The sequence below is a fragment of the Pseudoalteromonas sp. S2721 genome, assembly GCF_005887425.1.
In the GTDB taxonomy this organism is placed as follows: domain Bacteria; phylum Pseudomonadota; class Gammaproteobacteria; order Enterobacterales; family Alteromonadaceae; genus Pseudoalteromonas; species Pseudoalteromonas simplex.
Map to the genome: position 1 here is coordinate 51268 of NZ_PNCZ01000018.1, position 24866 is coordinate 76133.

The following is a 24866-nucleotide window of genomic DNA, read 5'->3' on the forward strand; positions in this document are numbered from 1 at the left end:
GTTTATTTTAAAGCCCCAATTTGGGGCTTTTTTATTGGCTGAATAAAATACGTAAAGCACGATTTAAATCATGAAATCTGATTGGTTTAGTAAGCACTTTGTCCATTCCTGCTTCTAAACAAGCGCTCTTATCTTGTTTAGAAGCATTTGCAGTTAACGCCACAATAGGTATGGTGAGGTTTAGTTTCTCGCGCATGTACTTAGTTGCACTTATTCCATCCATAACCGGCATCATCATATCCATAAGAACCAAATCAAAAGTACTTGCTTGCACTTTTTCAATTGCCTGCTGGCCGTTATCTGCAAGTGTTACATGATGGTTAAGTTTTTCTAGGAATGTCTTAATTAACACCTGATTCGTTTTATTATCTTCTGTTACTAAAATAGAAATCGGCTCAAGTGACTGTTCTTGTTCCTGTGTGTGAGTGGTCTCTTTTACCAAGGTAAAAGGTATCACTATCGTAAATTTAGTGCCTACGTTAGGCTCACTAACAACAGTGATAGTTCCTTTCATAAGATCGACCAGACTTTTTGTAATACTCAGTCCAAGACCTATCCCTTCAGCTTGCCTGTTTACGCCATCATCATGTTGTTTGAAAGCGTCATAGATTGTCTCAAGTTGAGACTGAGACATACCTTGCCCTGTATCCGAGATCTCAAAAATAAGTTCTTTTTCGGTACTATCAACTTTAAAATTAACAGTACCAACTTTAGTAAATTTAATCGCATTATCTAAAATATTAAATAGGATCTGTCCAACGCGAGCACTATCTATATCGATAGTTTTGGGTAATCCCGTTTTTATTTCAGATGAAAAAATAACGCCCGTGCTTTGGCTTGTTTCTAAGAATTGAGAAGCGATATTTTTAACCAATGTGTAAATGTCTGTCGCTTTGACATCAAGTTGCAGTGAACCACTTTCGATTTTTGAAAAATCTAAAACATCGCTTATCAGATCTAGAAGAAGGTCTGCACTAGTATTAGCGTAATTTAACCACCTACTCTGTTTTTCATTTAACTCAGAGTCAGCGAGTAGTTCTAACATGCCAACAATGGCGTTCATTGGGGTTCTTATTTCATGCGACATAACAGTTAAAAATTGCGATTTTGCAAGACTGGCTTCTTCAGCCCTGTTCTTCGCTAGATTAAGTGCATACTCTCTATCTTTATTTACTGTTATATCTTTTGCAATACCCATATAACCTTTGAAATGGCCATTTGCATCATATTGCGGTTTACCACTAAAAGACACCCAAGCTTGAGGTGATGAATTTATCTCAAATTCAAAATCTATAAATTCATTTTGTTCTGACAATAAGTGTTTAAATTGAGACCACTTTTTTAGCTGCGTTTGTTCATGTTCAGTTATTACATCGTCAAATGTTTTATTCAGGAAATGCCTTTTGTATAGATTATTTGCTTCGTTTGAGGTTAATACGTTTGTAAACAGATTATTTTCTGTGGTTTTCCAAAACCATTCACTGGCAAAGTCATTAAATAAATTTGAAAGCTCAGCTAAACGGCTTAATAGTGAAGTCGAATGAAATTTTTGCCTGTTAAGCCTCGTTTGATGTTCTAATTGATGTGCAACTTGTTGAAGTAAAATTTGTAATGGCATTGATTCAAGTTCGTTAAAACAAGCTCCTGGTTCAATAGATAAAAATACCAGGCATTGAGCTTTACCAAATCCTGTTTTTACTTGAAAGACTAAAGCACTCTCTACATTGCTTGGGGTTCTAAACATGCTGCTATTGTTAATCTCAACCCATAAGATTGAGTCATCAATCAATGCATCAATAAACAATGTTTCTTCAAAATCGAAATACTTCATAGTACGCATTTCGACTGATGCTTTATTGTTTTCAATATTAATTAAACAAAGCTCATTAAAACTAAAATAAGGATTAAGTAAAACTTGAAGTTCTTTTTTAACAGTTTGATTTTCTGTTATTCCATTAAACTGTCTTAGCACAATTGGTAATTGCTCTAAGTTAATACCCGCCATGGCTTTTCCTATCAAAAATTGCATCGCATAATGCAAATATAGAAAAAAGAATTAGATTCATCCATATATTTTTTAAAAAATTATCGATATTTCATCATATTAGCTAAATCTTAAAAATGGTATGCCTTATGCTTTTAATTGGTATGAACTAATTAGGGTGAATCAAATGAAAATTGTATGTATTGGTGGTGGCCACGGCTTATCTCATATGCTTAGTGCAATTAGACCACATTGCGCAGAACTCACTGCAATTGTCGCAACAACTGATAATGGTGGTAGTACAGGAAAACTAAGAAATAGTCAGGGGGGCGTTGCTTTAGGTGATATAAGACGTTGTTGCCTACAACTTGCCGATGATGACTCATTAGTACATAAAGTATTTCACCATCGCTTTGAAGGCGGTGAGTTAGATGGTCATAGTTTAGGTAATTTAACACTGCTAGGGTTATCACAACAAACTAACTCTGCGACTCAGGCAATTGCTTGGTTCAATGCGATGCTGGGCAATTCTGAAACCATTTTGCCAATGTCTGATGAGCCAACCGATTTATTAGCTGTTTTACCAAACGGTGAAAAAATTATTGGTGAATGCCAGATAGACTCGCTAACTCAGTTACCTGAATATGTCACTCTATCTCAAAATGTAAATGCGGCTCCAGGTGCTGTTGAAGCAATACATAATGCTGACTTAATTTTAATTGGTCCTGGTAGCCTGATAACCAGTGTTATGCCAGCTATGCTTGTAGAAGATATCGCTCAAGCAATTAACATGACTTCAGCGTGTCGAGTGTTTATAGAAAATATTGCAAAAGAAACAAGTGTAATTAAATCATTAGATTTAAAACCCGTTGATTGGCTTGAAAGTATGCTGGGATATTCATTTTGTGATTTAAGTATTTCACACGACGCACTTAACGAAATTGTTTCACATTTTGATGATGTGATTAAAACACCAAATCAGCAACATGATATTAAACAACTTAGTACAGTTTTTGGTGAGATACTTAAAATGCCATTAATTTTGGAGGCTGATAAATCAAGCCGAACTGATCAAGCTGTTTCCATGCTTTAGTGTTAGTAAAAATTGGTCTTGCAGTGTCTCGATTAAATCATGCAATTCATGATCGAATTGTTCAGCTTTGGCTTTGTGCTCAATTTGTTCAGCAATAGAACCTACAGAAAGCGCGCCATAGCTTCGGCTACTGCTTTTCAGACTATGAGCATTTAAAGAAATAGTTGCTTGTTTTGTTGTATCAGCAATATCGTTAACAATTTGTGTGGATTCAGTGAGGTACACTTGTAGTAGCTGTTTTGCTAGGTCTTCACCAACATCCTGTTGCAATTGTGCAAATGTAGCAGTATCTATCATGTTTTTTCCTTGGAGTAGATATGAAGTACAGTGTTATTTTATTTGTAGATTCAAGCATCATTGGCGGCATCGAAAGCCATATCATCGCCCTATGCAATTTGCTTGAACAATATAATATTAAAAGCTCAGTTTTGTTTTATCAAGATCATAATAACATCGCATTTTACAATCGTTTAGATAATGCAAATATTGACTACCAATTTGCGGGCGGATGTTTTTTAGATTTATACAAAATTATCAAAGAGTTACCATCTAGCTCGTTACTTCATACTCATGGTTATAAAGCAAGTATATTAGGCAAGCTCGCTTGCTTAATGCAAAGTCGCCGTTGTATATCTACTTATCATGCCGGTGAGCAAGGTCAGGGACTCGTTTATTTATATAACAGGCTTGATAAGCTTTTAAGCTACTTTTCATTTAATTTTGCCGTTTCAGATATTCTTTCAAAACAGATTTACAAAGCAGAACTACTGGAAAACTTTATCAGTTTGAATAATAAATCTAAGCACTCAATAAACATTGAGAGAGGGCCAATTAACGTTGGCTTTGTTGGCCGCTTATCTTACGAGAAAGCCCCTGATATATTTATTGAGACTGCTAAACAGTTTTCATCTGAATATCTTAATTTTCATATGTTTGGTGATGGACCAATGGCAAGTGAATTAGATTTAACAGCAATAACTTATCATGGACAATGTGAGCCAGAACAAATATGGCCACATTTAGATGTATTGGTTGTTTGTTCAAGGGCCGAAGGTTTACCTATGGTTGTCCTTGAAGCAATGTCTAATGGTGTACTAGTGATTTCTGCACCTGTTGGCCAACTTGTGAAAATCATTGAACATTTAAAAAATGGCTTACTAATGACTGATTCAAGCACTGATGCATTAGTAAACCAATTAAATTACTTACGATCACTCAGTGCTGAACAAAAGCGCAACATGCTCAAAAATGCTAAGCAATTAGTTGAGCAACGTTTTTCAGGTAAACAGCAATTTGAACAATTAAATAAGGTTTATACCGCTAGCTTACCTGCATTTCCTCCCAACTCTTGATTTTTCTGTAAAGTGTTGAAGGACTCACATCTAACAAGGCCGCTGCTTTTGGAATATTGTTATCACAAGCATCGATAGACTGTTCTATATAGCGTTTTTCAACTAACCAAAGGGGTTCTATATCTGACTGAGAAAACTCTGCTGGTTTTTCATCAATTGAAATTATTTCTGAAGATATAGGCGTACTATCCTCAAATTGTGTTTTAACCCTATGACTTGGTTCAGAAGCTGCCGTTTCGACTGACTGGTTTTGGCTATGAGGTAAAGCAGGGATCATATTTGTTTCTATATAATCCTCATTGTGAAGTACGAGAATATTTCTAATTGTATTTTCTAGCTGTCGAACATTACCCGGCCAACTGTATTTTAAAAACATGTTTTTAACAGCATCAGACATGCCCCTGTAACTACGCCCTTCCTCTTTACTAATTTTTTTGAATAAGGCATCTGCTATCTCAATAACGTCTTTGCCACGTTGATTAAGAGGTGGTAAAGTGACAGGAATGACATGTAAACGATAATATAGATCCTCGCGGAAACGCCCTTCTTTAACCTCAAGCAAAGGATCACGATTTGTTGCACAAACAAAACGTACATCAACTTTAACCTCTTTTTCACTCCCTACTTGCTGATAACAACCAGTTTGAATAAAGCGCAAGAGTTTACTCTGAAGATTAATATCCATTTCGCAGAGCTCATCTAAAAATAAAGTTCCTCCATCAGCTTGGCCGGCAGCCCCTTCACGGTTTGCAATGGCCCCTGTAAATGCGCCTTTTAAATGTCCAAAAATCTCACTTTCAATTAAATCTTTAGGAATTGCGGCACAATTCAAAGCAACAAAGGGTTTATTTGCACGCGGAGATGCCAGGTGCACTGCACGGGCACATAATTCTTTTCCTGTACCACTTTCACCAGTAATAAAAACGGTTGCTTTGCTTGCTGAGGCAGATTTAATAATTTGGTAAACAGATTGCATTTCAGCAGAGCTGCCAATCAAATCAAAGTACTGTCCATTCTCATAGGTACTTTTGTATGTTTTTACGGTTTGCTTTAAGTCTTTTAGTTTTAATCCGTTATTTACAGTGATCCGAAAACGATCCGCTTCAATGGGTTTTTCTAAAAAGTCACTTGCACCTAATTTAATTGCTTTAATGGCCATTTCTTTTGTTGCATGGCCTGTTAAGACAATTACCTGCGGAGAGTTATCAGCATTTAATGATGATAAAATATCAAGGCCATTCATATCCGGCAGCATGACATCTAATATGATCAGGTCTGGTTGAAATTCTTCTAAAGCAGCTATCGCCTGCTCGCCGGTGTAAGCGATGCGCGTATTTACACCCGTGGGTATTAAGTATGACTGGTACATTAAAGCCAGTGACTCAGTATCTTCAACAATGAGAATTTTAGGTGGCATTGGTATGTCCTTATTTTAATAGCTGTTGAGATAAAGTGATTATGATACAAAACCTTACTAATAGCTTAGTGTGAAATCGCTCAGTTTGTAAACTCAAACTTTAGTGTTTGTTGATCACAATGAGTGATGCATCATCAACTTCTTCAGATAACTTCACTTGACTGGCTTGCCATAAACCATATGCAAAATCTTCATTGTAGAGTTTGTTTGCGTTTAATTTCGATACTATTTGATCCACTTCATCTAAGTGTTGGTTATCTAACCAACCATCTGTAAAGATTAATATGTGCTCAACCTCAGCTAGTTCATATTGGTAATGCTTAAATTGATGTTGATCATTAAGGCCAAGCAAAGGATCTGTCCCAACTAGCTGCTCTAAACGGCCTTGTTTATTAATAACACAAGGCGCAGGATGACCCGCATTGAACCAATGTAAACGGTTATCTTCGATATAAATTATCAACAAGGTTACTAAGCTTGATTTACATAAGCGCTGCTCAGAAAGGGCTCTATTCAACATAGGTAGTACGGTCTCTAAAGGGATCTCTGTTGCTAAACAACCACTTAAAAAACCTTTAATAGCAAAGCTCTCTTTTAAAGCGACTAGACCATGTCCCATCATATCGCCAATTACCACGGCGTTGCTATGCTGGTGGGGATACAAACAAAAATCTCCCCCCATTTGGCTTATAATTGAGCCAAAATTATAAGCGTTATACGTTTCTAGCTCACGTTTGGTTGGCGCTCTTTCCTCATTAACAAAGTACTTTAAAGCAGAGAACCGATGAACAATTCTTTCAATACTTTGCAGTAATCTAGTTTTGGTAACAGGTTTAACTAGATAATCATCAACCCCGAGCATATTAATTCTTTTGATCAACTCTTCACTGTCATCCCCCGTGAGCATAACAACTGATAAATTAATTTTTAGATTTGACTGGTTTAGTCGTTTTAATAGCGGCTCACTCGTACCATTTTTAAGCTTGTGGTCTAACAGTAAAATCGTCGCACCTGAGGTCAGGATCTCTTGCCAACCTGATTCAATGTCTTCGCAACAAATTACTTGAAAATGTTCAGATAAATAGGCTTTAAGCAGAGCCAATTGTGACTTATCATCATCAATGTATATCAATGTTGGCCGCTTATCGATATTGTTTAAAGAGAAAGAAAATGTATTAAATTGATGATGAGTATTATAGCTAGCATTAGGAAAATAATGCTTGATAAGCGCAACCCCCATCCCCCCTTCAACAAGCTCACCACTGTCTATTTCCCAATTTGATGAGTGATTATTAAAAATATCATAACTTTTAAATGAATCTTTAAATTCAATTCGTAACCGCTGGTTTGATACTTTAAATATACTAAATAACAAAGGCTTATCATTTTTCTTTGTGTGGCGTAGTAAATTAGTTAAATACTCGGTTGCGACAAGGCCTGCAGCATCAATGTCTTGGTGCTTGACACTAATTGCAGTAAGGATATGTTTTAAAACAAGCCGTATCTCGCTCACTATCGGCCAATCTAGCGTATAACTCTTTTGATAAAGGCAGTCCATTTGTCTCTCAATATGCAGTAAACAACCAACGTTGTTTAATTATTTTATTTATTAGGTAATTAGAAAGTTTAGGCCATTTATGTTGGCGCGTTTTAAGTGACTCAATCAAACGTGTACCCAGTGGAGCAAAGTTATGCTGTGCGACTACAATTTTAATCTCAGTTAATCCTGCTTGCTCTAGATTTGTAATGCCATGGCACAGTGCTTCTTCATCATTTAAACCTAATGAAACAGTCAAAAATGTCATGTCAGTACATAAGCTTAGCGCATGTAATGGTACATTGCCTCGATTACACTTAAGTGCTGGGCTCATATCAATAAACACATAGTCATATTCTTGTTTTATTCGTTCAATTGCATCGTTTAGGATTGATTTGTTTTTAACTGATTCCAGCTCATTTAGATGCTGCATAGTTAAAATATCAACGTGATCTGTGCTAATAATATTCAATTGACAACTTATATCACTAAAGCACCATGGCCCAACGTCAGTACTTTGGTTCTGATCAAGTTTAAAAGGCGAAATTGGGTTCAAATCAATGATCAAAACTTTTTTTGATTGATTGCATAGTCTTGTTGCAACGCTAGTACATAAGGAAGTTGAACCCTCACTTCCTGTTAAAGATATAAAACAAATACAGCGAGCTTTAAGGTTATCAATTTCATTACAAACTGCTTCAAGCTCTTGGTATTGAGAAGGTATCATTTTCATAGGCCCACCACTAAAGCGATTACTGTTATGAAGTCGAGAAAGTTAGATTTAAATTGGCTAATTAAATCCTGACCTTTATCTGGCACATAAAGCGTATCGCCGGCACGTAATACAGGGATATACGCTGAATTCGGATTCTTAACAAACTCTTCTAAATCAAATACACGAGACTGCTCTTTGCAACATGAATGATTAACTACCACAATTTTGTCTATGAGTGCAGAGCTTGATGGACCGCCTGCTTCTGCTAGTACGTCAAGTACCGTCATAGTGTCATCGAAGCTGTAACGACCAGGCTTTTCAACAGCCCCCATAATACGCACTACTTGCTCTTTAGGGGTACGTAACCAATCTTTATCTTTTTCAGGAATGTAGATGGTATCGCCGGGTAAAACGTGTGGAAAGAGTGTTTCATCGCCTGTTTCAAAATAAAGTGCGAGGTTTAACTTACTAACCTTTGCAGTGTTTCCATTACGATGGGTAATACGAATATTACGTAAATCTGCATTATCTGTAGGACCATCAGCCGCGGCTAAAATATCAATAAAATGCATATTAGTATTAAATGCATAGCGGCCTGGAGAGCCAACTTGACCCATTATATAAATAGATTTACTTGATTCTTGGCGGATCCATTGCGATTTATTATCAGCAGGATCAACTGGCAGTTCCTCAACAATGATAGTGTCGCCAGCAATCAAGTTGGGTAATTCATAGTTTCCTGCATCATTAATTGTATACTGCTCTAAATCGAAACGTTTAGTGACTTCACCGTTACGAACGATCTTTATATCATTGATATTTGCGCCTTTAGTTGGCCCGCCTGCATGCGCAAGTAAATCTGTGAAATCCATTTCGGGACTCCATTCATAACGGCCCGGTGATTGGATTGCGCCGATAATTTTAATTGCGCGTTTTGGTGGCACTTTCAACCAACTTTTTTCATTTTGGTCAGTCTTTTCTGGAACAAAAATCACATCTCCTGGGTTTAAGTTAGGCACTTTTACAGTCACAATTCCTTCACTGTAGCCTTGCAGATCGAATAAAATACTTTCGCCCGATGGCGTTAAAATCTTAATCTGGCGAGTTTCTGCAAAGCGAGTCGGCCCGCCGGCATTCGCAAGAATATCTAAAAAGCTGGTACTATCGCCGGCCTCATAAGCACCCGGCTTTTGTACTTCACCCATGATGTAGACGGTACGTGATGTAGTGTTTACATCATCAACCATGATAGGCACGTAAATCGTAGAACCAGCTTTTAGTGCAGGCATTGTATCGTTGTTAGGTTTATCCAAATACGCTTTTAGGTCAAAAACAACAGGTGTTTTGTCTACGATAACGCGAATTTTGGTTACATCTGCGTAGCGAGTTACGCCTTCAGCTCGCATCAATGCATCTAATACACTCATATTTTCTTTGAATGAAAAACTACCTGGATTGTGGACTTCACCAAGTAAGGTGATTGCACTGTTATCGCTGGCATCACCGGATGCACTTAATGTTTGCGCATCAAAATCGATTTGTACATTGCCTAATAGTGGTGATACAGGTACGAATACTGTGTCGGCACTTTGTAATTGGGGTAATAAGTCAATGTTGCCTGAATCTAAATAGGCTTTGTAATTGAATTCTATTACATCGTTACCGCGACGAATTTGTAGTCTGTCTAGCTGTGCCCCTGGTTTCAAGCCACCTGCACGTGCAATGACCATTTGGATATTACCATCACGGGGAATACTGACTTGAGATGGGTCGTTCACATAACCCATAACATTAATAAAAATATCTCTAGAACGAATTTCGACATAAAAATCGTCCATCGCAACATAGACTTCGCTTAATGCAGCACGTAGTTGCTGTTCAATTTCAGCAAGTTCAGCGCCAGTTACTTTAATCTTACCAAGCTCAGGTAAAGTGATGGTGCCATCTTTGGCAACTTCAAATGGTTCATCAAACTCTACTTCACCCGGTAAGTATAAATATATTTTGTTTCCGACTTGAACTTGCTCTGCAACAGCGAGTGTTGAGAACATAAGTAAGCATATTAAAATTAATTGTTTCATATTATTGCCCCTTAGGACCATTTAAAACTTTGGTCCAACTGGATAATGCATGTACTTTTTTGTTCGTATCTTTGTCAGTAATATCAATAACTATCGCTTCTACACGTCTATCTGAGTGGCGTTTAGCATTTGAGTCGGGCTCATTGCTATAAGGTGATAAACTACCTTGTGTGAGCGTTGTAATCGTAGCTGGATTAACCCCGTAAATTCCTAACCAATGTTTAACCGTCTCTGCACGTTTCAATGCTAATTCATAGTTATTGGTTTGTTGCCCGCTAATATCTGTATGCCCTACTAGTAATAAATTGATTTTATCTACTTGTTTTATTAAGTCAGCCGCTTGTGATAATCGAGAGATGTATTTAGGTGTTACTTGAAAGTCATTAAAAGAGAATTGATTGTCACTATTTAGCAGCTCAGTGATCTGCTCTTTCAATGATGCAGTCATCACCTGCTCATTTTCCGTTGGGCCAGCACATTGCGTCATCGCATTAACTGTTTCAAAGTGTTTTGATAACTGGTTTAGGCCGTGGTAATGGATCAAAAGATCATGCTCTGCGTCTTCCCACATTTGGGCTGCGATTAAACGACGTATACGATTTTCATAAATTTGAGCTTTAAGCAATTGAGCGGGCATACATTGTTTGATGCCTTGAGCTTTCAACAAATCTAATTTCAAAACGTGATGTTCAAACTCACTCAAAACCACTGTTTCTTGTGTATCGTAAATAAGCTCATTTTGTTCATCGGTTAATGGGTAATTTTGGTATTTTTCGGCCCAGCCTCCTTGTCCTTCATCAGGCCAAGAAGCACATCCGCCAATTATAATCAGTAAAACTGTTATTAGTATGTGCTTCATAACTCACCTCACGCGATGTCAGCTTGCTCAATGAATGGGATGGTTTTATCTACTCTTAGTAAACTCATTAATTTATGTGGTTGACCTGAAACGTTCAGTAAAGAAAGCTTTTGGCCTTTTTTCTCAATTCGTTTATATAAAAATACCATGGCACCAATACCTGAGGAGTCGATGAAGGTGGTGTCACTAAAATCAAGAACCACATTAGATTGTTCACTCGTGGCTACCGTTTCGAACTGATCTTTGAAGCTATCGACTGCTAAGCCAGAGAAATCATTTGGTAAAGTGATGAATGTGGTATTTGCATCAGATTTAGTTGTATTAGTCATGATTTTCTACCTTTAAGATGGTTTGGTTAATCTTACTGTTACAACTTAAATGCCAGAATATAAGATATTGATAATTTTAAGTTTTTATTTACTTTGTGCATAATGCAATTAATTTATAGGAATTAATTTGCATTATGCAACTGATTTTGACCATAAAACTATTGGCCTTTTCCTGTAAAAACAACCATTAGCGTTTTGACAATTATTGAGCATTCTAATTTTAGCCATGCTAATGGCGTAGACATACTAAGTGAATAAGCATAATCCCAACCAATTTTACTGCGAGCATCTTCTATTGATTCGTCGTAGCCATTCATTACTTGGGCAAGACCCGAAATACCAGGTTTTACGCCATAAGTTCGTTGACAAAAATAAGGGATATTTTTTTCTAACTTTGCATAGAAAACTGGGCGCTCTGGTCTTGGACCAATTAATGACATATCCCCTTTAAGAACGTTTATTAATTGCGGTAACTCATCAATACGCGTTTTTCTCATAAATCTGCCAATAGGAGTAATTCGTGGATCATCCTTACTCGCCCATACGGCACCTGATTTTAATTCAGCATCAACAACCATAGAGCGAAACTTATATACATTAAATAATTTGACAAAGTCATCTGAGCTTTCACCGACACGAAGTTGGCTAAAAATAATCGGGCCTTTAGAAGTCAATTTAATTGCGATAGCGGCAAATAAACAAATGGGCCAAACGAGAGCGATTGCAACTAACGCACCGATAACATCACAGCCACGCTTTATAACCTTCACAACCGACTTACCAGATATCTCATAAGAAGAACGATTCACATTGTTATCCCTCACACGTCGCCAAGGAGCATTAAAGTACCCTAGCTCGTAGCGTATAATTCCATATAAAGACAGAAAATAACTGTTTAAAATATAGTTTATTTTATCTAAAATAGGTACGCGCATTTTAATATTAAAAACACTCTTTAACAGCTCAACACCGTGTAAGCTTAAAATACCTATGGCTAAAAACACTGCCCATGTGGTTTTCATGAATGCAGCTTCGAATAAAATACACAAGTAGATACACGCTAAGATAATCGGCATCACACCGCGTAGTACTTTATGCGAAAAAAAGTTTAAACTCGTCCAACCAAGCTGAGGCTTTAGAAGCTGTTTTAGGGACTTAATTTGTTGCCAATTCCCTGCTCCAAGACGGATACGACGTTTGTAGTCTTCTTGTTGTAAATCGCATTCACGCTCATAAATAACAACGTCTTCATCTAATACTGCCTTACCACCTTGTGCAAGCGCATTCATAGATAAAATAAAGTCATCATTAATAGTGTTATCATCAAGCTCTATTGCCGATGTTGAACGCATCGCAAACATGGCACCAGGCACACCAATTACTGCACCTAGCTCGGACTCAGATAGTTTTACCTGATTTTGATACTTCCAATATGCTTTTTGTGCATCTGGAGCCCTATCATCAAGTGTGTACACTCCCGTAGAAATTGCAACTTTTGGATTACTAAATTTATCGGCGACCTTATTTAAAGCATCAATGCTCAAAAGCGCGCTCACGTCAGTGAACAATAAAATATCATTTTGAAATTTAGCTAACCCCATTAATGTATTTAATCCATGCACTTTACCTTTGTTCTCTTCCCTAACATGGAAAAAACATTGCACACCATGGCTCAGTAAAACACGTTGAGCCTCATAAGCTCTGTTCACCGTCGCATCTGTGCAACCATCAAAATAGACATGTATGCTGTAATGATCATTGTCATATAACAATGAGGCTAAGTTATGTAACTTTTCTGCTATGTGGTCTTGTTCGTTATACGCGCACATTAAAATACCAATATTTGGCTGATAGGTTTTAGGGTCAGCCTTGCTATTTTTGTGTTTAGATTTGTGACTTTTTGCAGCCCAATTAACCATGATTGGATATCCAACATGGTGGTAAATTGCAACGAATACTAATACTAAAAATACGATACTGAAAATTGTCATCATAGCCTCCCATCACGCTAACGCTGTGTATAAATTGTCATATTGACTACTCATGGTCCGTGCATCAGCAACAGCAATAGCATGATGACGAATAGGATTTCCGTTTGGTAATTGCAAAGTACGTAATATTGCAGGGGCAATTAGCTTGTAGTTATTTGCTGCAATCAATTCCCCCTCTTTATCAGTTACAACTTCGTGAATACCACCTACATCAGATGCGACAATAGGTACTCCACATGACATCGCTTCAATGATAGACAGGGGCAGACCTTCTCGTTTCGAATATAGACACATAACATCGATGCTAGAGTAAAAAACTCTCATGTCGTGTATATTTCCTAAGAAATGTACTCGCGATTTTAAATCATAGCTTTCAACAGCTTTGTGGAGTAAATCTCTCTGGTCACCATCGCCTGCAAATACAAGGTGATAATTCTCAGGCAAATAAATGAGAGCATGTATTAAGTCTTTATGCCCTTTACCTTCAATTAGTCGGGCTGCACAACCGATCAACTGAACATTTTCTGGTAAGTTTAACTGCTGGCGTGCACATGATTTATCTATTGCTTTAAATTGCTCGCAATCAATACCATTTAAAATTGTCTGTTGAGGTATGATTGACGTTTTTGATTGAAACTCATTGGCTACGATGTTTGCATCTGCAACCCAATGAATATGTGTTAATAAGTTAAGAGCTCTGGTGAAGAAACGTTGCTTAATATTGTTTAAATACCAAGCATCATGAATAGTCGAAACATGGCGAATACGCTTAGTTGTTAATGAACACACAATACCAGCGTACAGTAATGGACCTATATGATGACTATGAATAATATCTATTTGCTGCTCTTTTATAAGCGCCTTTAATTTTTTTATAACCGAACCTTTAAAGCCAGGTGCTTTATTTAAACAAAAAACACTGCTTTTATAATTGCTAAGTTCCGGCCATTGTTTGATTGCTGACTCCTTATCACCTTCTAACGAGACGATGATGGTTGTTTGGCTATATTGACTATTCTTTAATAGCGTAATTGCCATTTTTTCTAGGCCGCCAACTTCTAAATGCTGTACTAAGTGCATTACCTTCATAAAGGTTCTCCTTCAATATGCTTGTTAGATGCACTGCTGTTTATAATTGGCAGGACAGTTACTACGTGTGCATTACTAAGCTTTTCAATAGTTTGAATATCTTTTAGATGGCTGTCGCAAAGTGAAGCAACAAATACACTTGCTCCACCTGTAAACATTCCAAGCACAACTCCAATCACGATTGTCATGACTAAAGAGGTATTGATTGGTTGCGTTGGGCTATAGGCGCGTTCAATTGTTTTTACTTTGTCTGGGCCTTCATATTTAACAAGTTTTCCTGTTACTTTTGCCATTTCGTATCGGCTTAACATATCTTTGTACAACGATTGTTTAACTTCGTAATCTCGTTCTAATTTTCTTAGCTGTTTTTCTACATCGCTGGTAATTAATAATCTCTCGCTTACCTCTTTTACCTGTTCTTCTAGCATTGCAAATTCTTGTTCCTGTTGAAGCAGGTTATTTTTAGCCTCTTCTAAGGCAAGCAGCTGAGAAACCAATACACTGGATTCTTTATTTTCACCCGAAGGCAAGGTATTAACCATTTGCCAAAGTTGATCTAAATTCGAGGTATCTAAATCTTCGCTTGATTCAAGTAATGACTGCTGACGCGCTTTTAAGTTTTTTAAAGTACGTGTTTTTTCAATAACTTTACTGTGCTTATCTGTATAACGAGTGCGCAGTAGACTTAATTCAGATTCTGTACGAATTATTTTTTCTTCTAACTTCCCTAGGATTGGATTAGCTTGCCCTACTTTATTTTTTAGTGCATTGAGCTTTGCTTTAGCACCAGAAAGAGCAATTAATTTCTGCTGTTTTTCCGATAATAATTTATCGAATGTTTCGCGGTTGCTATGTAAAACCGTTGGTAATGTATTGCTATTTTGGCTTTTAAATTTAGCAAGAGATTCTTCAGATACTTCTAACTCTTGGCGTAACCCTTCAAGTTGTTGAAAGAAAAATTGTTCTGACGTATCTAAAGAGGCTTTAGTTGGCGCAAGTAAGCGTTCAATAAATTTCTCTACCACTTTTTCAAGTACAGGTTTCATTTGACTTTGGTCGTGCCATATAAAGTTTATACGCACTAATTCATCGCCGATTAATGACAAAGAGAGAGCTTTAGAGAGCTTTTGATGAATTTCTTCAACTTGTTTTGGCGTTGCATCTTCTGCGATTAAATTAGTTTCCTTAGCGACAGCAATAAGTACTTTTCTGCTTATAACTAAAGTTCTAAGTGCTGCCATACGATCTGATAACTGAAATGAAAAAGACAGATCATCTAAGTACGGATTTAAAAGTGCAGATTCTTCAATCAAAATGGTTGCGTGGTTGGTATATTGTTTTTGAGCAGTCAGCCCCATGAAAATAACAACAAGAGGCACAATGCAAAACGGAATAATAAAAAGCTTAATACGCGTGTAAAGCGCATAAAGCCCTAAATATATTAATCGTTTGATCTGCTCTTTAACTAACATGGAGTTACCTATTGCTTTGCAATTTGCAAAAAAATGCAGTTATATTTGCATTTTGAAAAAAATAAATTGCGATAATTTCAATTAGTTATTCTGTTGCAGTTCTTGTTCCAAAAATAAAAAAAGCTGCGTTAATGCAGCTTTTAATAGATGAAGTTAACCAAGCCCTAGCTCATCACTTATTTGTAGCGCCTTAACTTGCCAACTGTGATTTTTTGCGTATTCAGCTTGAGTTTGTCGCCAATTAAGCTTTTGCTCATCGCTTATGCTAATGGCATAGTCCACACGCTCAATGAAGGCATTCATAGAGTCTGCGATCAGCACAGCCTCTTGATAGGGTCTCACTGCAGCAAAATTAGTTGAAACAATGGGGGTTCCTGTCGCTAGATACTCCTTAAGTTTAAGCGGATCGCATGCTCTAATTTGCGCATTATCAACAAATGGGAGAATCGAGACATGCCAATGTTGAGAAAAAGTAGCAAGTTTATGGTGCTCTACTGCGGGTACATGGGACACATTGTTAAGGGATAATAATGAATCAAAGTCTTCAATAATGTTACCAATTAACATTATTTGGTATTGAGGCCGTTCAAGTGCCAGTTTTTGCAAAAGTTCTTTGTCGAGCCACGCATTTAAAGAACCATAAAAGCCAATAACCGGTTTATTTATATTACTAAGTTCAACTGCCTTCTGCTTTTTATTATTAAATAAATCAAAGTCAACACCATGAGATAACAGCTTAACTTTATGCTTTGGCATTTTGCTAGAAAGAAATTCACTTACTACATAAATGAGGTCGGCTTTAAGAATAAGCTCTCTCTCTAGTGGAGCAACCATTAAATGATCAACACCCGCTAAGGCCGAAAAGTCATCGCCACAATAATAAACGATCTTGTCTATGGGACGTAAATTAATAAGGTATATGGCAGTAGGTACACTAACCCAATAGATGATAGGTTCATTATCAACAAAAGACTTTTTATTAAAAATCCATTTATTAAAAGCTTTTACAAGCTTATTGTCATGCCAAGGTAAAATCGGCAAAGTATGATCTTTAAGCTTACTGTGATTGTCTGCAGATTCTTCAGTATGCCTCTTTTTCAACACTAAGGATTTTAGTTTGTAAAAAACTCTCTTTACATCAAGCAACTTTATTGTTGGCTTTCGCATACCGATTGAATTTATCCATACAATATCATGGCTTTTCGCTAATTCTTTAAAGATATGTTGAGTACTGCTTGGATGGCTTTGCCAATCTTCACCAAAAACGATAAATTTCATGACTCTGACTCCAGCTTCTTAACAACTTTCGCAGGGTTTCCTGCCACAATCGTATTTGCAGGTACATCTTTTGTAACAACACTACTTGCTGCAACTATTGCGCCCTTTCCTACTGTTACGCCAGCAAGGATTGTCGCCCCCGTTCCAACCCAAGCCCCTTGCTCTATAATGATGTCTCCGACTTGCGAATCATCATCAGGCTCACCTAAAGCGCGCCTTTGCGAGTTTAAAGGGTGGCCTGGAAAACCAGCTAAAAAAACCCGTCCAGCAAGCCTAACATCATCTTGCAGAACAATTTTACCAGCCACAGAGAATGAGTTTTGCCAACCAATATCGACATTATTACCAATGATAAGTTGCGATTTGTTTAACCCATGACTACGACCACAAAAAGTGCTAATACCACTAATACGAGAATTATCTTGGCACGTTATATCTAGCTGCCCTAAAATTTGTGGCATACCAGAATAAAGATATAAATTGCGTTTTGAACCTTTAATTTGGCTTTTAAAAATTGGCGTAAAATAGAAGATACGTAATAGTTCACTGAAAATTGTTTTAACAAGTAAATGCAGTTTGTATAGGCATGTATGGAAACCTGGTATTACAAACATTTGCGGATTGCGAATGAGTTTTGCAATTTGAAAAAGTGACTTTGCAAAAGGACTGTCACTTGATTTTAACCACTGTTTTAAATTCTCAGTCATAATGCCTTTCCTTTTGTTTATCTATAACAAGCTTTTCAAGAGCAATAGTTAACGCCAAGATGATGTATATAGGCCAAGTAAAAGCTTGAGTTAAAAAGGTTCCTGACACCATAAAGCCTATCAGCCCGCCTTTAAGTGCTTTCGCATTCACTGCTATTTTTTCATCGTTAAGCTGTTTATTTATCAAGAAAACACGGTTTAAACTTCGGTAAATACATGTGATCAGGGCAATGAATATGAACATCCCAACAATGCCTGTTTCGCCAAGTACTTGAAACCATGTACTGTGTACTGCATGATTCTTGCCATCCCAATGTGGACTATAGAAAAAATAATTCGCGACAAAATTATTTACACCTACCCCAGTCAATGGATTAGACAGCGCCATGTTAATTGCCGCATGCCAAGCATAGATACGGCCCATTGCAGACTCATCGACACCATCTTCATGAGCACCACCACTTTGTCTATCTGATATCCCTGCAAAAACAATCATCGCGAGCATTCCGACAGCACCTATACAACCAACAATGATTGGATTTTTAATTTTTTGATAGATAAAAAAGCTTAATACTGCTGCAATTCCCAGTAATCCCCCACGACTTTGAGTAGCAATAACGCCACTAATCGCAACTATTAGACAGATGAGTGCTATAAAACGTCTTATTTTATGGGCGCTACTATCAAAAACTTCAGCTGCAAGAAAAGACACTGGGAACATCATGACAAGTGATAAATCATTCGGGTCACCGAGTTGTGAGCGAAGTTCTCGCGAAATAGTCACACGAGTTCCTTCAACAAGACCGATCCCATTCATTTTATTACTCAAGGCTACAAGCGCGATGGCTGAGCCTGAAATCATAATACCAATGCGGATAACATTAAAATGTTGTAGAGAAGTCATCCACCATGAAATTGCAAACACCATTATGAGCACTTTAATCAACACACCTGACCAATACTCAAGCGCTAAACCACGGTTAGCCGCACTGAATACGCAAATAGTTAACCAAATAAACCAAGCAAAAAATATAAGGTGATTTGTATGCCAATGAGGCTTTAATTTCTGCGAAATAAATAGATGCCATGCAATCCCTAAAAGAGATGCTAATGCCAAGAGCTTAGGAATTTTTAATGGCATCAAAACAGGAAATGCTTCGTGTAGTCTAAAATAACTAAAAAGAATAAATAAGATAATAAATGCAACACTGACTTTCACTGCTGTAAACGCTGCAAAAGGAAGTAGTAATAAAGCAAAAACGGCGATAGGACCTAGTAGCGAGTAAGTCGAAATAACCAGTACGGTGACAACAATACCATTTATTACAAGTTGATTTTGCTTATAGTAATTGAGCATATTTACGCTCCTCTACCGTTTTTTTGATAACTCGTAAAATGATGCTCTTGTACTGATTAATAAATACAAAAATGTACGTTAACAGGACACCTAATTGTAGAATTAAATTGCCAGGCATAAACGAAATACCCGCTATGATCAATAAAGCAAGCCAACTAGGAGCAAGTGAAGATAGTTTAAAAGTTAGCGGAACAAACTGTTGGCTAGTTAAGTAAAAACATAACAGTTTAAAGCTCTGCATAATAATTAAAGATAAAATCGCTCCTTCTACAGCAAACATTGGCACCAGAAGATATAAAAGGCTCAGACCGACTAATGCAGTTAAAAGATTAATAATGGGTACCGAGATCCCATTCTTATGCGTATAACAACCAATATTCAAAATATCGCTATGGTGCCTAATAGCAACCACAACAATTAACAATACTAACCAGTGCTCGTTGCCGTGGTAATTATCAGGTAACACTAAATTTAAAGTGATTGGAGCAAGAACAGACATCACTACGCAAAGCGCTAAACCAACATTCAAACAGAGAATGGCTTTACTTTCGTATTCAGATTTATTGTTTTTAACTAGGCTAAAACGTTTAGCAAACCACCAAAGGCGTATAGGCTCAAACGTAAACGAAGTTAATACTGCAAACTGCGCCGCCACGTAGTAATTCGCTAACAATGTCTCATCAAAGTTTGCAACTATAAACCAATTTTCAGCGCCGTTTCCGGTATAAATAAATAAACTAGAGATAACAATAGAAATGATAAAAACAATCTGTTTCCCTTGTATTCGCCAAGAAAACTCTGAATAACTTACATTAATAACCTTTAAAATATCAAAATAGCTAATACATACAATAAGTAAACTACTCACTACCCCAGACACCATAACTCCAGTGATACTGAAACCTAAAAATAGTAAGGTAATCGTTAATGTTGTTTGGACTAAAGCATGAGAAATGCATAAATAACAATATGTTCTCGCATTATTAGTCAAGCGGTAATAAATGTACGGAATACCAATTAGCGCCGATAGTACAAGGTTAACAATTAATAGCCTTAAATCTAGAGGATCAACTTTGGCCGGTAACTGATGTGCTATTTGCTCAGAAAAAATCAAAGAAAAACCTGCAAAGAGTAAACTAAATATAAAGGTTGTTATTACCGCGTCACGAAACAGAGCAAGTTTTTCAGTATGAGTATTGTACTGTTGTTTAAGTAAAAGCTCTGGTAAGCCTATTGATAAAATAAGCGAGCACAGCGCAGAAACAGTTACAAGAAAATTTAACTGACCAAACTCTACTTGACTTAGGAATCGTGTGCTAATTGGTAGCAATAAAAAGCCTAGTCCTTTTACTGATAATACTGCGACGGCAAAATAACCTATTTGTTTTAGATTACTCATAACTGTTCCTTACAAAGCTTCAACCCACTTTGATAGTTGTTTAGCCTGGTTAAATGCATTGTAGTGCTGATTAACATGTTGTTTTGCATTTTGGCCGAGTAAATAGCGTTTATGAGGTGACAACTGATGAAATTTATAAAGCATCTTGCTAATACCAGAGATACTGCTAGGCATACATTTCATGCCAACATTAGGCGTAACAATTTCATTCGCACCCATTAAAGTGGTTGTTAAAACAGGTAAACCACATGCCATTGCCTCTTTTAAAACCAGTGGCCCTGTATCTCGGTCACCATTTTTAGCAACACAAAATGGGGCAATCAAAGCTGAATAATTCACTAGGTTTTCACTTACCCAAGCATGAGGTTTTTCACCTAGAAACCTGACTGACTTTCTTACGCCAAGCTCTTCAGCCATATACATTAGGTCGTTGATCATTGGACCGTCGCCAACGATATCTAAAGTAATACCAAATTCTTTAGGCATATGTTTAAGAGCTGGTAATAAGAATTGAAGCCCTTTCTTTTCGACTAGCCTACCTATAAAAATTAACCTTACAGATTCGCTTAATGATGAAGGTGTTTGGTTAAATTTTGTAGTATCGATACCGCAGTGAAGTAATTTCACGTTACTTTTTTCGCATTTTTTAAACTGCATAGCCATTTCTTCACACACAGCGACAGAGAAATCACATAAAGCTAATTTCGAGTTTAAATCGGCACTATTCACATAAACATCATGGCCATGCCCTATCGAAGAGACAGTTATATTTGCCATTTTCGCAGCAACAATGCCATATGCTAAAGGGCCATGCATAAAATGGCAGTGCAAATGATCTATTTTGGCAACTTTAAGGTACTGAGCAATTTTGTAGCCATAGCCAATAAGAGATTGTGTAGATATCGAGCGAAACTGGATTGCAGTATTTATTGCTTTACTGAGTTTCACAACATTAAACATTGCGGGAAGTATTTTTTTAAAATCAGGCTTTTCAATCTCTTTGACCTCTATTGCACTTGATAAATTAATCAACACAGAGGTTTTTTCAAAAGTGAATACCGTCACTTTATGTCCAGCATCTAGAAGTGCATTAATTTCTGTGACAACAAATGTTTCTGATGCAACTGGGAAACTCGGAACTAAGATAGCGATGTGTTTCATAAAATGCTCCTACTAAAATATATGTAGAAACAAGGGCAATAACCATACCTGCTTTTTATGGGGTACTTTTCTCAATTTGAGACGTCAAATCTATAAATAATTGCAAAATGCAACGCACAAAAAGAAAAATCAGAGAATTATAGCCAATATCGAGCTAATAAAAGTGGCTTCTAAATTGCGTACTACAAGAATAATATGTTTAAGTTTTTGGAGTAATCTTATGTCTACTCAAGTTAGTGTAATCATCCCTAATTACAATTGTCTCAAGTATTTAGAGACATGCATAAACAGTATTTACCAACAAAATGATGTTAATTTTGAAATTATTATTGTTGATGATGGGTCTACTGACGGAAGCATAGACTACTTACAACAACTCGCTAAAACAAATAAAGAAGTACGTTTATTTACGCAAAATAGGAAAGGTGTCGTGGCAGCAAGAAACTTGGCCATCACACAAGCAAATTCAGAGTATGTTGCATTTTTAGATGCAGACGATTACTGGTCAAAAGATAAACTAGCTAAACAGTTAGCCTTTCATAACGAGCATCCAGAGTGCGTACTAAGTTTTACAGACTACATGCACTTTAATGAAAAAAATGAAGACATAATCAGCTGTTTTGACTACTGGCCTGAATTCGACAGCAATAGAACGAACACAGAATTTCATTTGCTGAAAAATCCAATAAGTCAAATGATAACAACTAACATTGTTGGCACTTCATCTGTAATGGTTAAACGTGCCGCTTTGATTGACGTAGGCGGATTTGATCACAAATTAACAAGCGCAACAGATCTGGATTGTTGGTTAAAAATAGCTAAGCAAGGTGATGTAGCTTACAGCTCTTTGTGCGCAATGCACTACTTGATGCGAGCAAACTCAATAACTGCTAATAGAGAAAATCGATTAGCCGCAATGGTTGAAATTATACGCAGGAATCAATACGGGGTTACAAAAGGAGAATTAAAGAAAATAAAAGCACGTTTAAGTGAGTGTTATGGTGAGTTTTATAGAGAATTAGGTAATTACTCGAAAGCACTATCCTATTCAAATAAGGCATTTTGGCTATTTCCTCATAAGCGAAATTTTAAACATGTTCTTTATGATCTAAAACACTTATTGGGTGCAAGCTAATGAAAGAAACTGTATTAATAATTGATGATGATGAGGCAATTTTGCGCTCATTAAAACGACTGCTAATTAGTAACTATTCTGTAGTTTGTTACAGTGATCCCTATGCAGCTATTGAATATGCGAAACAAAATGCGCTTGACCTGGTAATTTGTGATCTATTAATGCCTTCTTTGAGTGGTTTAGCTGTACTTGAGAAAATTAAGGCAGTAAAACCTTACAGTTCGCGTATGTTATTAACTGGCTATGCAGAGATGGAAGCATCTAAGCATGCAGTCAAAGATAAAGTCGCAACAATGATTACGGCAAAGCCTTGGGATAATTTTGAATTAAGTATGTTAGTAGAGATATTGATAGAAAATAGTAAATTAAGACAACTTCACTGTTTAGATAGTTTAACTTCATAGGTAAGCGACCTGTGGTCGCTACCTTTAACGAAACTAGTATTAATATTAGTTAGCCTAATTTTCTCACTTGCAATGCAATGGTCAATAGGAAGACCTAAAACTGGTGAGCCATTAAATTGAATTTTAGAAGGCCAAGTTACATAAAATCCACTACGATCAAAGCAATTATTATCAGCTTCAATAAAATAGCGCGACCATGGAACCGTGTTAAAATCCCCTGCAATTAACCAATTCCCTCCTAAAGTTTTAATTTCGTTTTGCACTTTACTTAAAACAGAGTTGCGTTGCGTCCATAGAGTTCTATCTCTTGGTGATGGAGGATGAAAAACAAGGCTATTTAACATAATGTTATTATGCAAAAAACTAAGTTTTACATAGCCTAGTTTTGGATTATCAAAACGTTTAATTTGTTTTTGGATAATCGGAAGTTTTGAGATAACGATTATACCAAAAGGCGCGCCTTCAACTTCAGCATAACCAAACAAATGATATTCAGTGTTGAGATTATCAAGAACATGACGCTGTGTATCATTAAATTCTAATAACACCAGGATATCATTTTTCTCTTCTATCATTTGGTTATAGATAATCTGTTGTAAGTTAGGGTTACTATATTGTAGGTTTATTTGCGTAACCTTAATATCACCGACCTCCCTCTGATTAGATGAGTAAGGTTTAAAGTGCACTAAAGTCAAAATTGTACTTAAAACTAGTAAGCTTGATGCCACCTTTTTACTGTAAAAATAACATAACCCTACAGGTAAAAAGCTAACTAAAATTAACTGACCTCTTAGCGCTGCGATTAAATCCAGCATATAAGAATCTAATTGATTAAAAGCTAAAAATAAAAGAACGCCATAAAGAACCAGAATTAGTAAACGCATAGCCACCCTCCCTCTGATTACTTATAGTCCTATTTCTTAATCTTTGCTGAGATAATATTTACACAAATTTTAGTATGATGTGTTCTTTTATATGCAAAAATAAATACCCGCAGGTACTTATTTTTTAAGTTTAACACCAATTCGCTTAATTAAGTTTTATTGCGAATTGGTATAGCCGTGCTTTATTCGAAACCGTTGATCATTTTATCGCAAACAACCGGTGTTGGCCTGTGATTATCATCAACAGCTACAAACGTGAAACTACCAGAAATAGCTAAATGCTTATCGTCTTTGTGCATTGTTTCTAAAAAGATTTCAACGTCTACTTTAAGGCTAGTGTTTCCTACATGCACCACTTTAGAAATTAGCTCTGCAAATGTACCAGCTGGAATGGCTTCTTTAAAATCTACACGGTCAGACGAAATAGTTACAAGTGGCTTACGACAAAAACGTGTAGCAGCGATAAACGCGACCTCATCCATCCAAGCCAACGCATCACCGCCAAATAAGGTATTGTGGTGATTGGTGCGGCCAGGAAAAACAGTTTTTGTTACCGACGTTGTTGAGTCAGCAATACGCTTTGCAATAATAGCGTCACGATCGATTGGTTGTGTCATAGTCT

22 protein-coding genes are annotated in these 24866 nt (G+C 36.7%); 4 read left to right on the forward strand and 18 right to left on the reverse strand.

Features of this window, described 5'->3' with window-relative positions; translation table 11 throughout:
• Positions 1 to 31: 31 nt before the first annotated feature.
• Positions 32 to 2005: a response regulator gene (locus tag CWC02_RS08625; RefSeq protein ID WP_171043831.1), complete on the reverse strand. Its 1974-nt coding sequence runs from the start codon at positions 2003 to 2005 to the stop codon at positions 32 to 34.
• Between the two features lie 166 nt (positions 2006 to 2171).
• On the opposite strand from CWC02_RS08625, the gene CWC02_RS08630 reads away from it, so the two are divergent.
• A complete protein-coding gene (locus CWC02_RS08630) occupies positions 2172 to 3077 on the forward strand; it encodes a gluconeogenesis factor YvcK family protein (RefSeq protein ID WP_138617698.1) in 906 nt (301 codons plus the stop codon).
• On the opposite strand, the gene CWC02_RS08635 is transcribed toward CWC02_RS08630, so the two are convergent.
• Positions 3042 to 3374, reverse strand: coding sequence for an Hpt domain-containing protein (locus tag CWC02_RS08635; RefSeq protein WP_138617700.1), 333 nt, complete (start codon positions 3372 to 3374; stop codon positions 3042 to 3044). The genes CWC02_RS08630 and CWC02_RS08635 overlap by 36 nt on opposite strands.
• Positions 3375 to 3394: 20 nt before the next feature.
• Between CWC02_RS08635 and CWC02_RS08640 the strand changes: the two genes are divergently transcribed.
• Complete coding sequence (locus CWC02_RS08640) at positions 3395 to 4429, forward strand: glycosyltransferase family 4 protein (protein WP_138617702.1); 1035 nt, start codon at positions 3395 to 3397, stop codon at positions 4427 to 4429.
• Here the strand turns inward: CWC02_RS08640 and CWC02_RS08645 are convergent.
• The 14 genes from CWC02_RS08645 to CWC02_RS08710 form a co-directional block, all read right to left on the reverse strand.
• A complete protein-coding gene (locus tag CWC02_RS08645; protein ID WP_138617704.1) occupies positions 4398 to 5846 on the reverse strand; it encodes a sigma-54-dependent transcriptional regulator in 1449 nt (482 codons plus the stop codon). The two genes, CWC02_RS08640 and CWC02_RS08645, sit on opposite strands and share 32 nt — an antisense overlap.
• A 100-nt stretch (positions 5847 to 5946) precedes the next feature.
• On the reverse strand, positions 5947 to 7404 hold the full coding sequence (locus tag CWC02_RS08650; protein WP_138617706.1) for a SpoIIE family protein phosphatase: 1458 nt from the start codon (positions 7402 to 7404) through the stop codon (positions 5947 to 5949).
• 7 nt (positions 7405 to 7411) lie between these two features.
• Entirely contained in the window at positions 7412 to 8116 is a 705-nt protein-coding gene (locus CWC02_RS08655; RefSeq protein WP_054553837.1) for an AAA family ATPase, read from the reverse strand.
• Positions 8113 to 10179, reverse strand: coding sequence for an SLBB domain-containing protein (locus CWC02_RS08660; RefSeq protein ID WP_054553836.1), 2067 nt, complete (start codon positions 10177 to 10179; stop codon positions 8113 to 8115). The genes CWC02_RS08655 and CWC02_RS08660 overlap by 4 nt, the downstream gene beginning before the upstream one ends.
• 1 nt (position 10180) lies before the next feature.
• Entirely contained in the window at positions 10181 to 11038 is an 858-nt protein-coding gene (locus CWC02_RS08665; RefSeq protein WP_138602250.1) for an OmpA family protein, read from the reverse strand.
• An 8-nt stretch (positions 11039 to 11046) separates the two neighbouring features.
• The gene (locus tag CWC02_RS08670) at positions 11047 to 11367 is read right to left on the reverse strand and encodes an STAS domain-containing protein (RefSeq protein ID WP_138602248.1); all 321 of its coding nucleotides are present in this window, start codon (positions 11365 to 11367) and stop codon (positions 11047 to 11049) included.
• A gap of 158 nt (positions 11368 to 11525) precedes the next feature.
• Entirely contained in the window at positions 11526 to 13361 is a 1836-nt protein-coding gene (locus CWC02_RS08675; protein ID WP_346774160.1) for a sugar transferase, read from the reverse strand.
• A 9-nt stretch (positions 13362 to 13370) separates the two neighbouring features.
• Positions 13371 to 14447, reverse strand: a complete 1077-nt coding sequence (locus CWC02_RS08680; RefSeq protein WP_054553832.1) for a glycosyltransferase — start codon at positions 14445 to 14447, stop codon at positions 13371 to 13373.
• Positions 14444 to 15919 carry a GumC family protein gene (locus CWC02_RS08685; RefSeq protein WP_054553831.1) on the reverse strand — a complete coding sequence of 492 codons (1476 nt, stop codon included), beginning with the start codon at positions 15917 to 15919 and terminating at the stop codon, positions 14444 to 14446. Before CWC02_RS08685 ends, CWC02_RS08680 begins: the two co-directional genes overlap by 4 nt.
• Before the next feature lie 153 nt (positions 15920 to 16072).
• Positions 16073 to 17197 carry a glycosyltransferase family protein gene (locus CWC02_RS08690; RefSeq protein WP_138617708.1) on the reverse strand — a complete coding sequence of 375 codons (1125 nt, stop codon included), beginning with the start codon at positions 17195 to 17197 and terminating at the stop codon, positions 16073 to 16075.
• On the reverse strand, positions 17194 to 17904 hold the full coding sequence (locus CWC02_RS08695) for an acyltransferase (RefSeq protein ID WP_138617710.1): 711 nt from the start codon (positions 17902 to 17904) through the stop codon (positions 17194 to 17196). Before CWC02_RS08695 ends, CWC02_RS08690 begins: the two co-directional genes overlap by 4 nt.
• On the reverse strand, positions 17897 to 19261 hold the full coding sequence (locus CWC02_RS08700; RefSeq protein WP_054553828.1) for an O-antigen ligase family protein: 1365 nt from the start codon (positions 19259 to 19261) through the stop codon (positions 17897 to 17899). Before CWC02_RS08700 ends, CWC02_RS08695 begins: the two co-directional genes overlap by 8 nt.
• A complete protein-coding gene (locus CWC02_RS08705; protein ID WP_138617712.1) occupies positions 19245 to 20660 on the reverse strand; it encodes a lipopolysaccharide biosynthesis protein in 1416 nt (471 codons plus the stop codon). The genes CWC02_RS08700 and CWC02_RS08705 overlap by 17 nt, the downstream gene beginning before the upstream one ends.
• A gap of 9 nt (positions 20661 to 20669) precedes the next feature.
• Positions 20670 to 21821, reverse strand: coding sequence for a glycosyltransferase (locus CWC02_RS08710; RefSeq protein WP_054553826.1), 1152 nt, complete (start codon positions 21819 to 21821; stop codon positions 20670 to 20672).
• Positions 21822 to 22041: 220 nt separating this feature from the next.
• On the opposite strand from CWC02_RS08710, the gene CWC02_RS08715 reads away from it, so the two are divergent.
• On the forward strand, positions 22042 to 22956 hold the full coding sequence (locus CWC02_RS08715; protein WP_138617714.1) for a glycosyltransferase family 2 protein: 915 nt from the start codon (positions 22042 to 22044) through the stop codon (positions 22954 to 22956).
• Positions 22956 to 23360, forward strand: a complete 405-nt coding sequence (locus CWC02_RS08720) for a response regulator (protein WP_054553824.1) — start codon at positions 22956 to 22958, stop codon at positions 23358 to 23360. Before CWC02_RS08715 ends, CWC02_RS08720 begins: the two co-directional genes overlap by 1 nt.
• Here the strand turns inward: CWC02_RS08720 and CWC02_RS08725 are convergent.
• Both CWC02_RS08725 and CWC02_RS08730 read right to left on the reverse strand, forming a co-directional pair.
• Positions 23333 to 24244: an endonuclease/exonuclease/phosphatase family protein gene (locus tag CWC02_RS08725; RefSeq protein WP_138602235.1), complete on the reverse strand. Its 912-nt coding sequence runs from the start codon at positions 24242 to 24244 to the stop codon at positions 23333 to 23335. The genes CWC02_RS08720 and CWC02_RS08725 overlap by 28 nt on opposite strands.
• A 182-nt stretch (positions 24245 to 24426) precedes the next feature.
• Entirely contained in the window at positions 24427 to 24861 is a 435-nt protein-coding gene (locus tag CWC02_RS08730; RefSeq protein ID WP_138602233.1) for an acyl-CoA thioesterase, read from the reverse strand.
• Positions 24862 to 24866 lie beyond the last annotated feature (5 nt).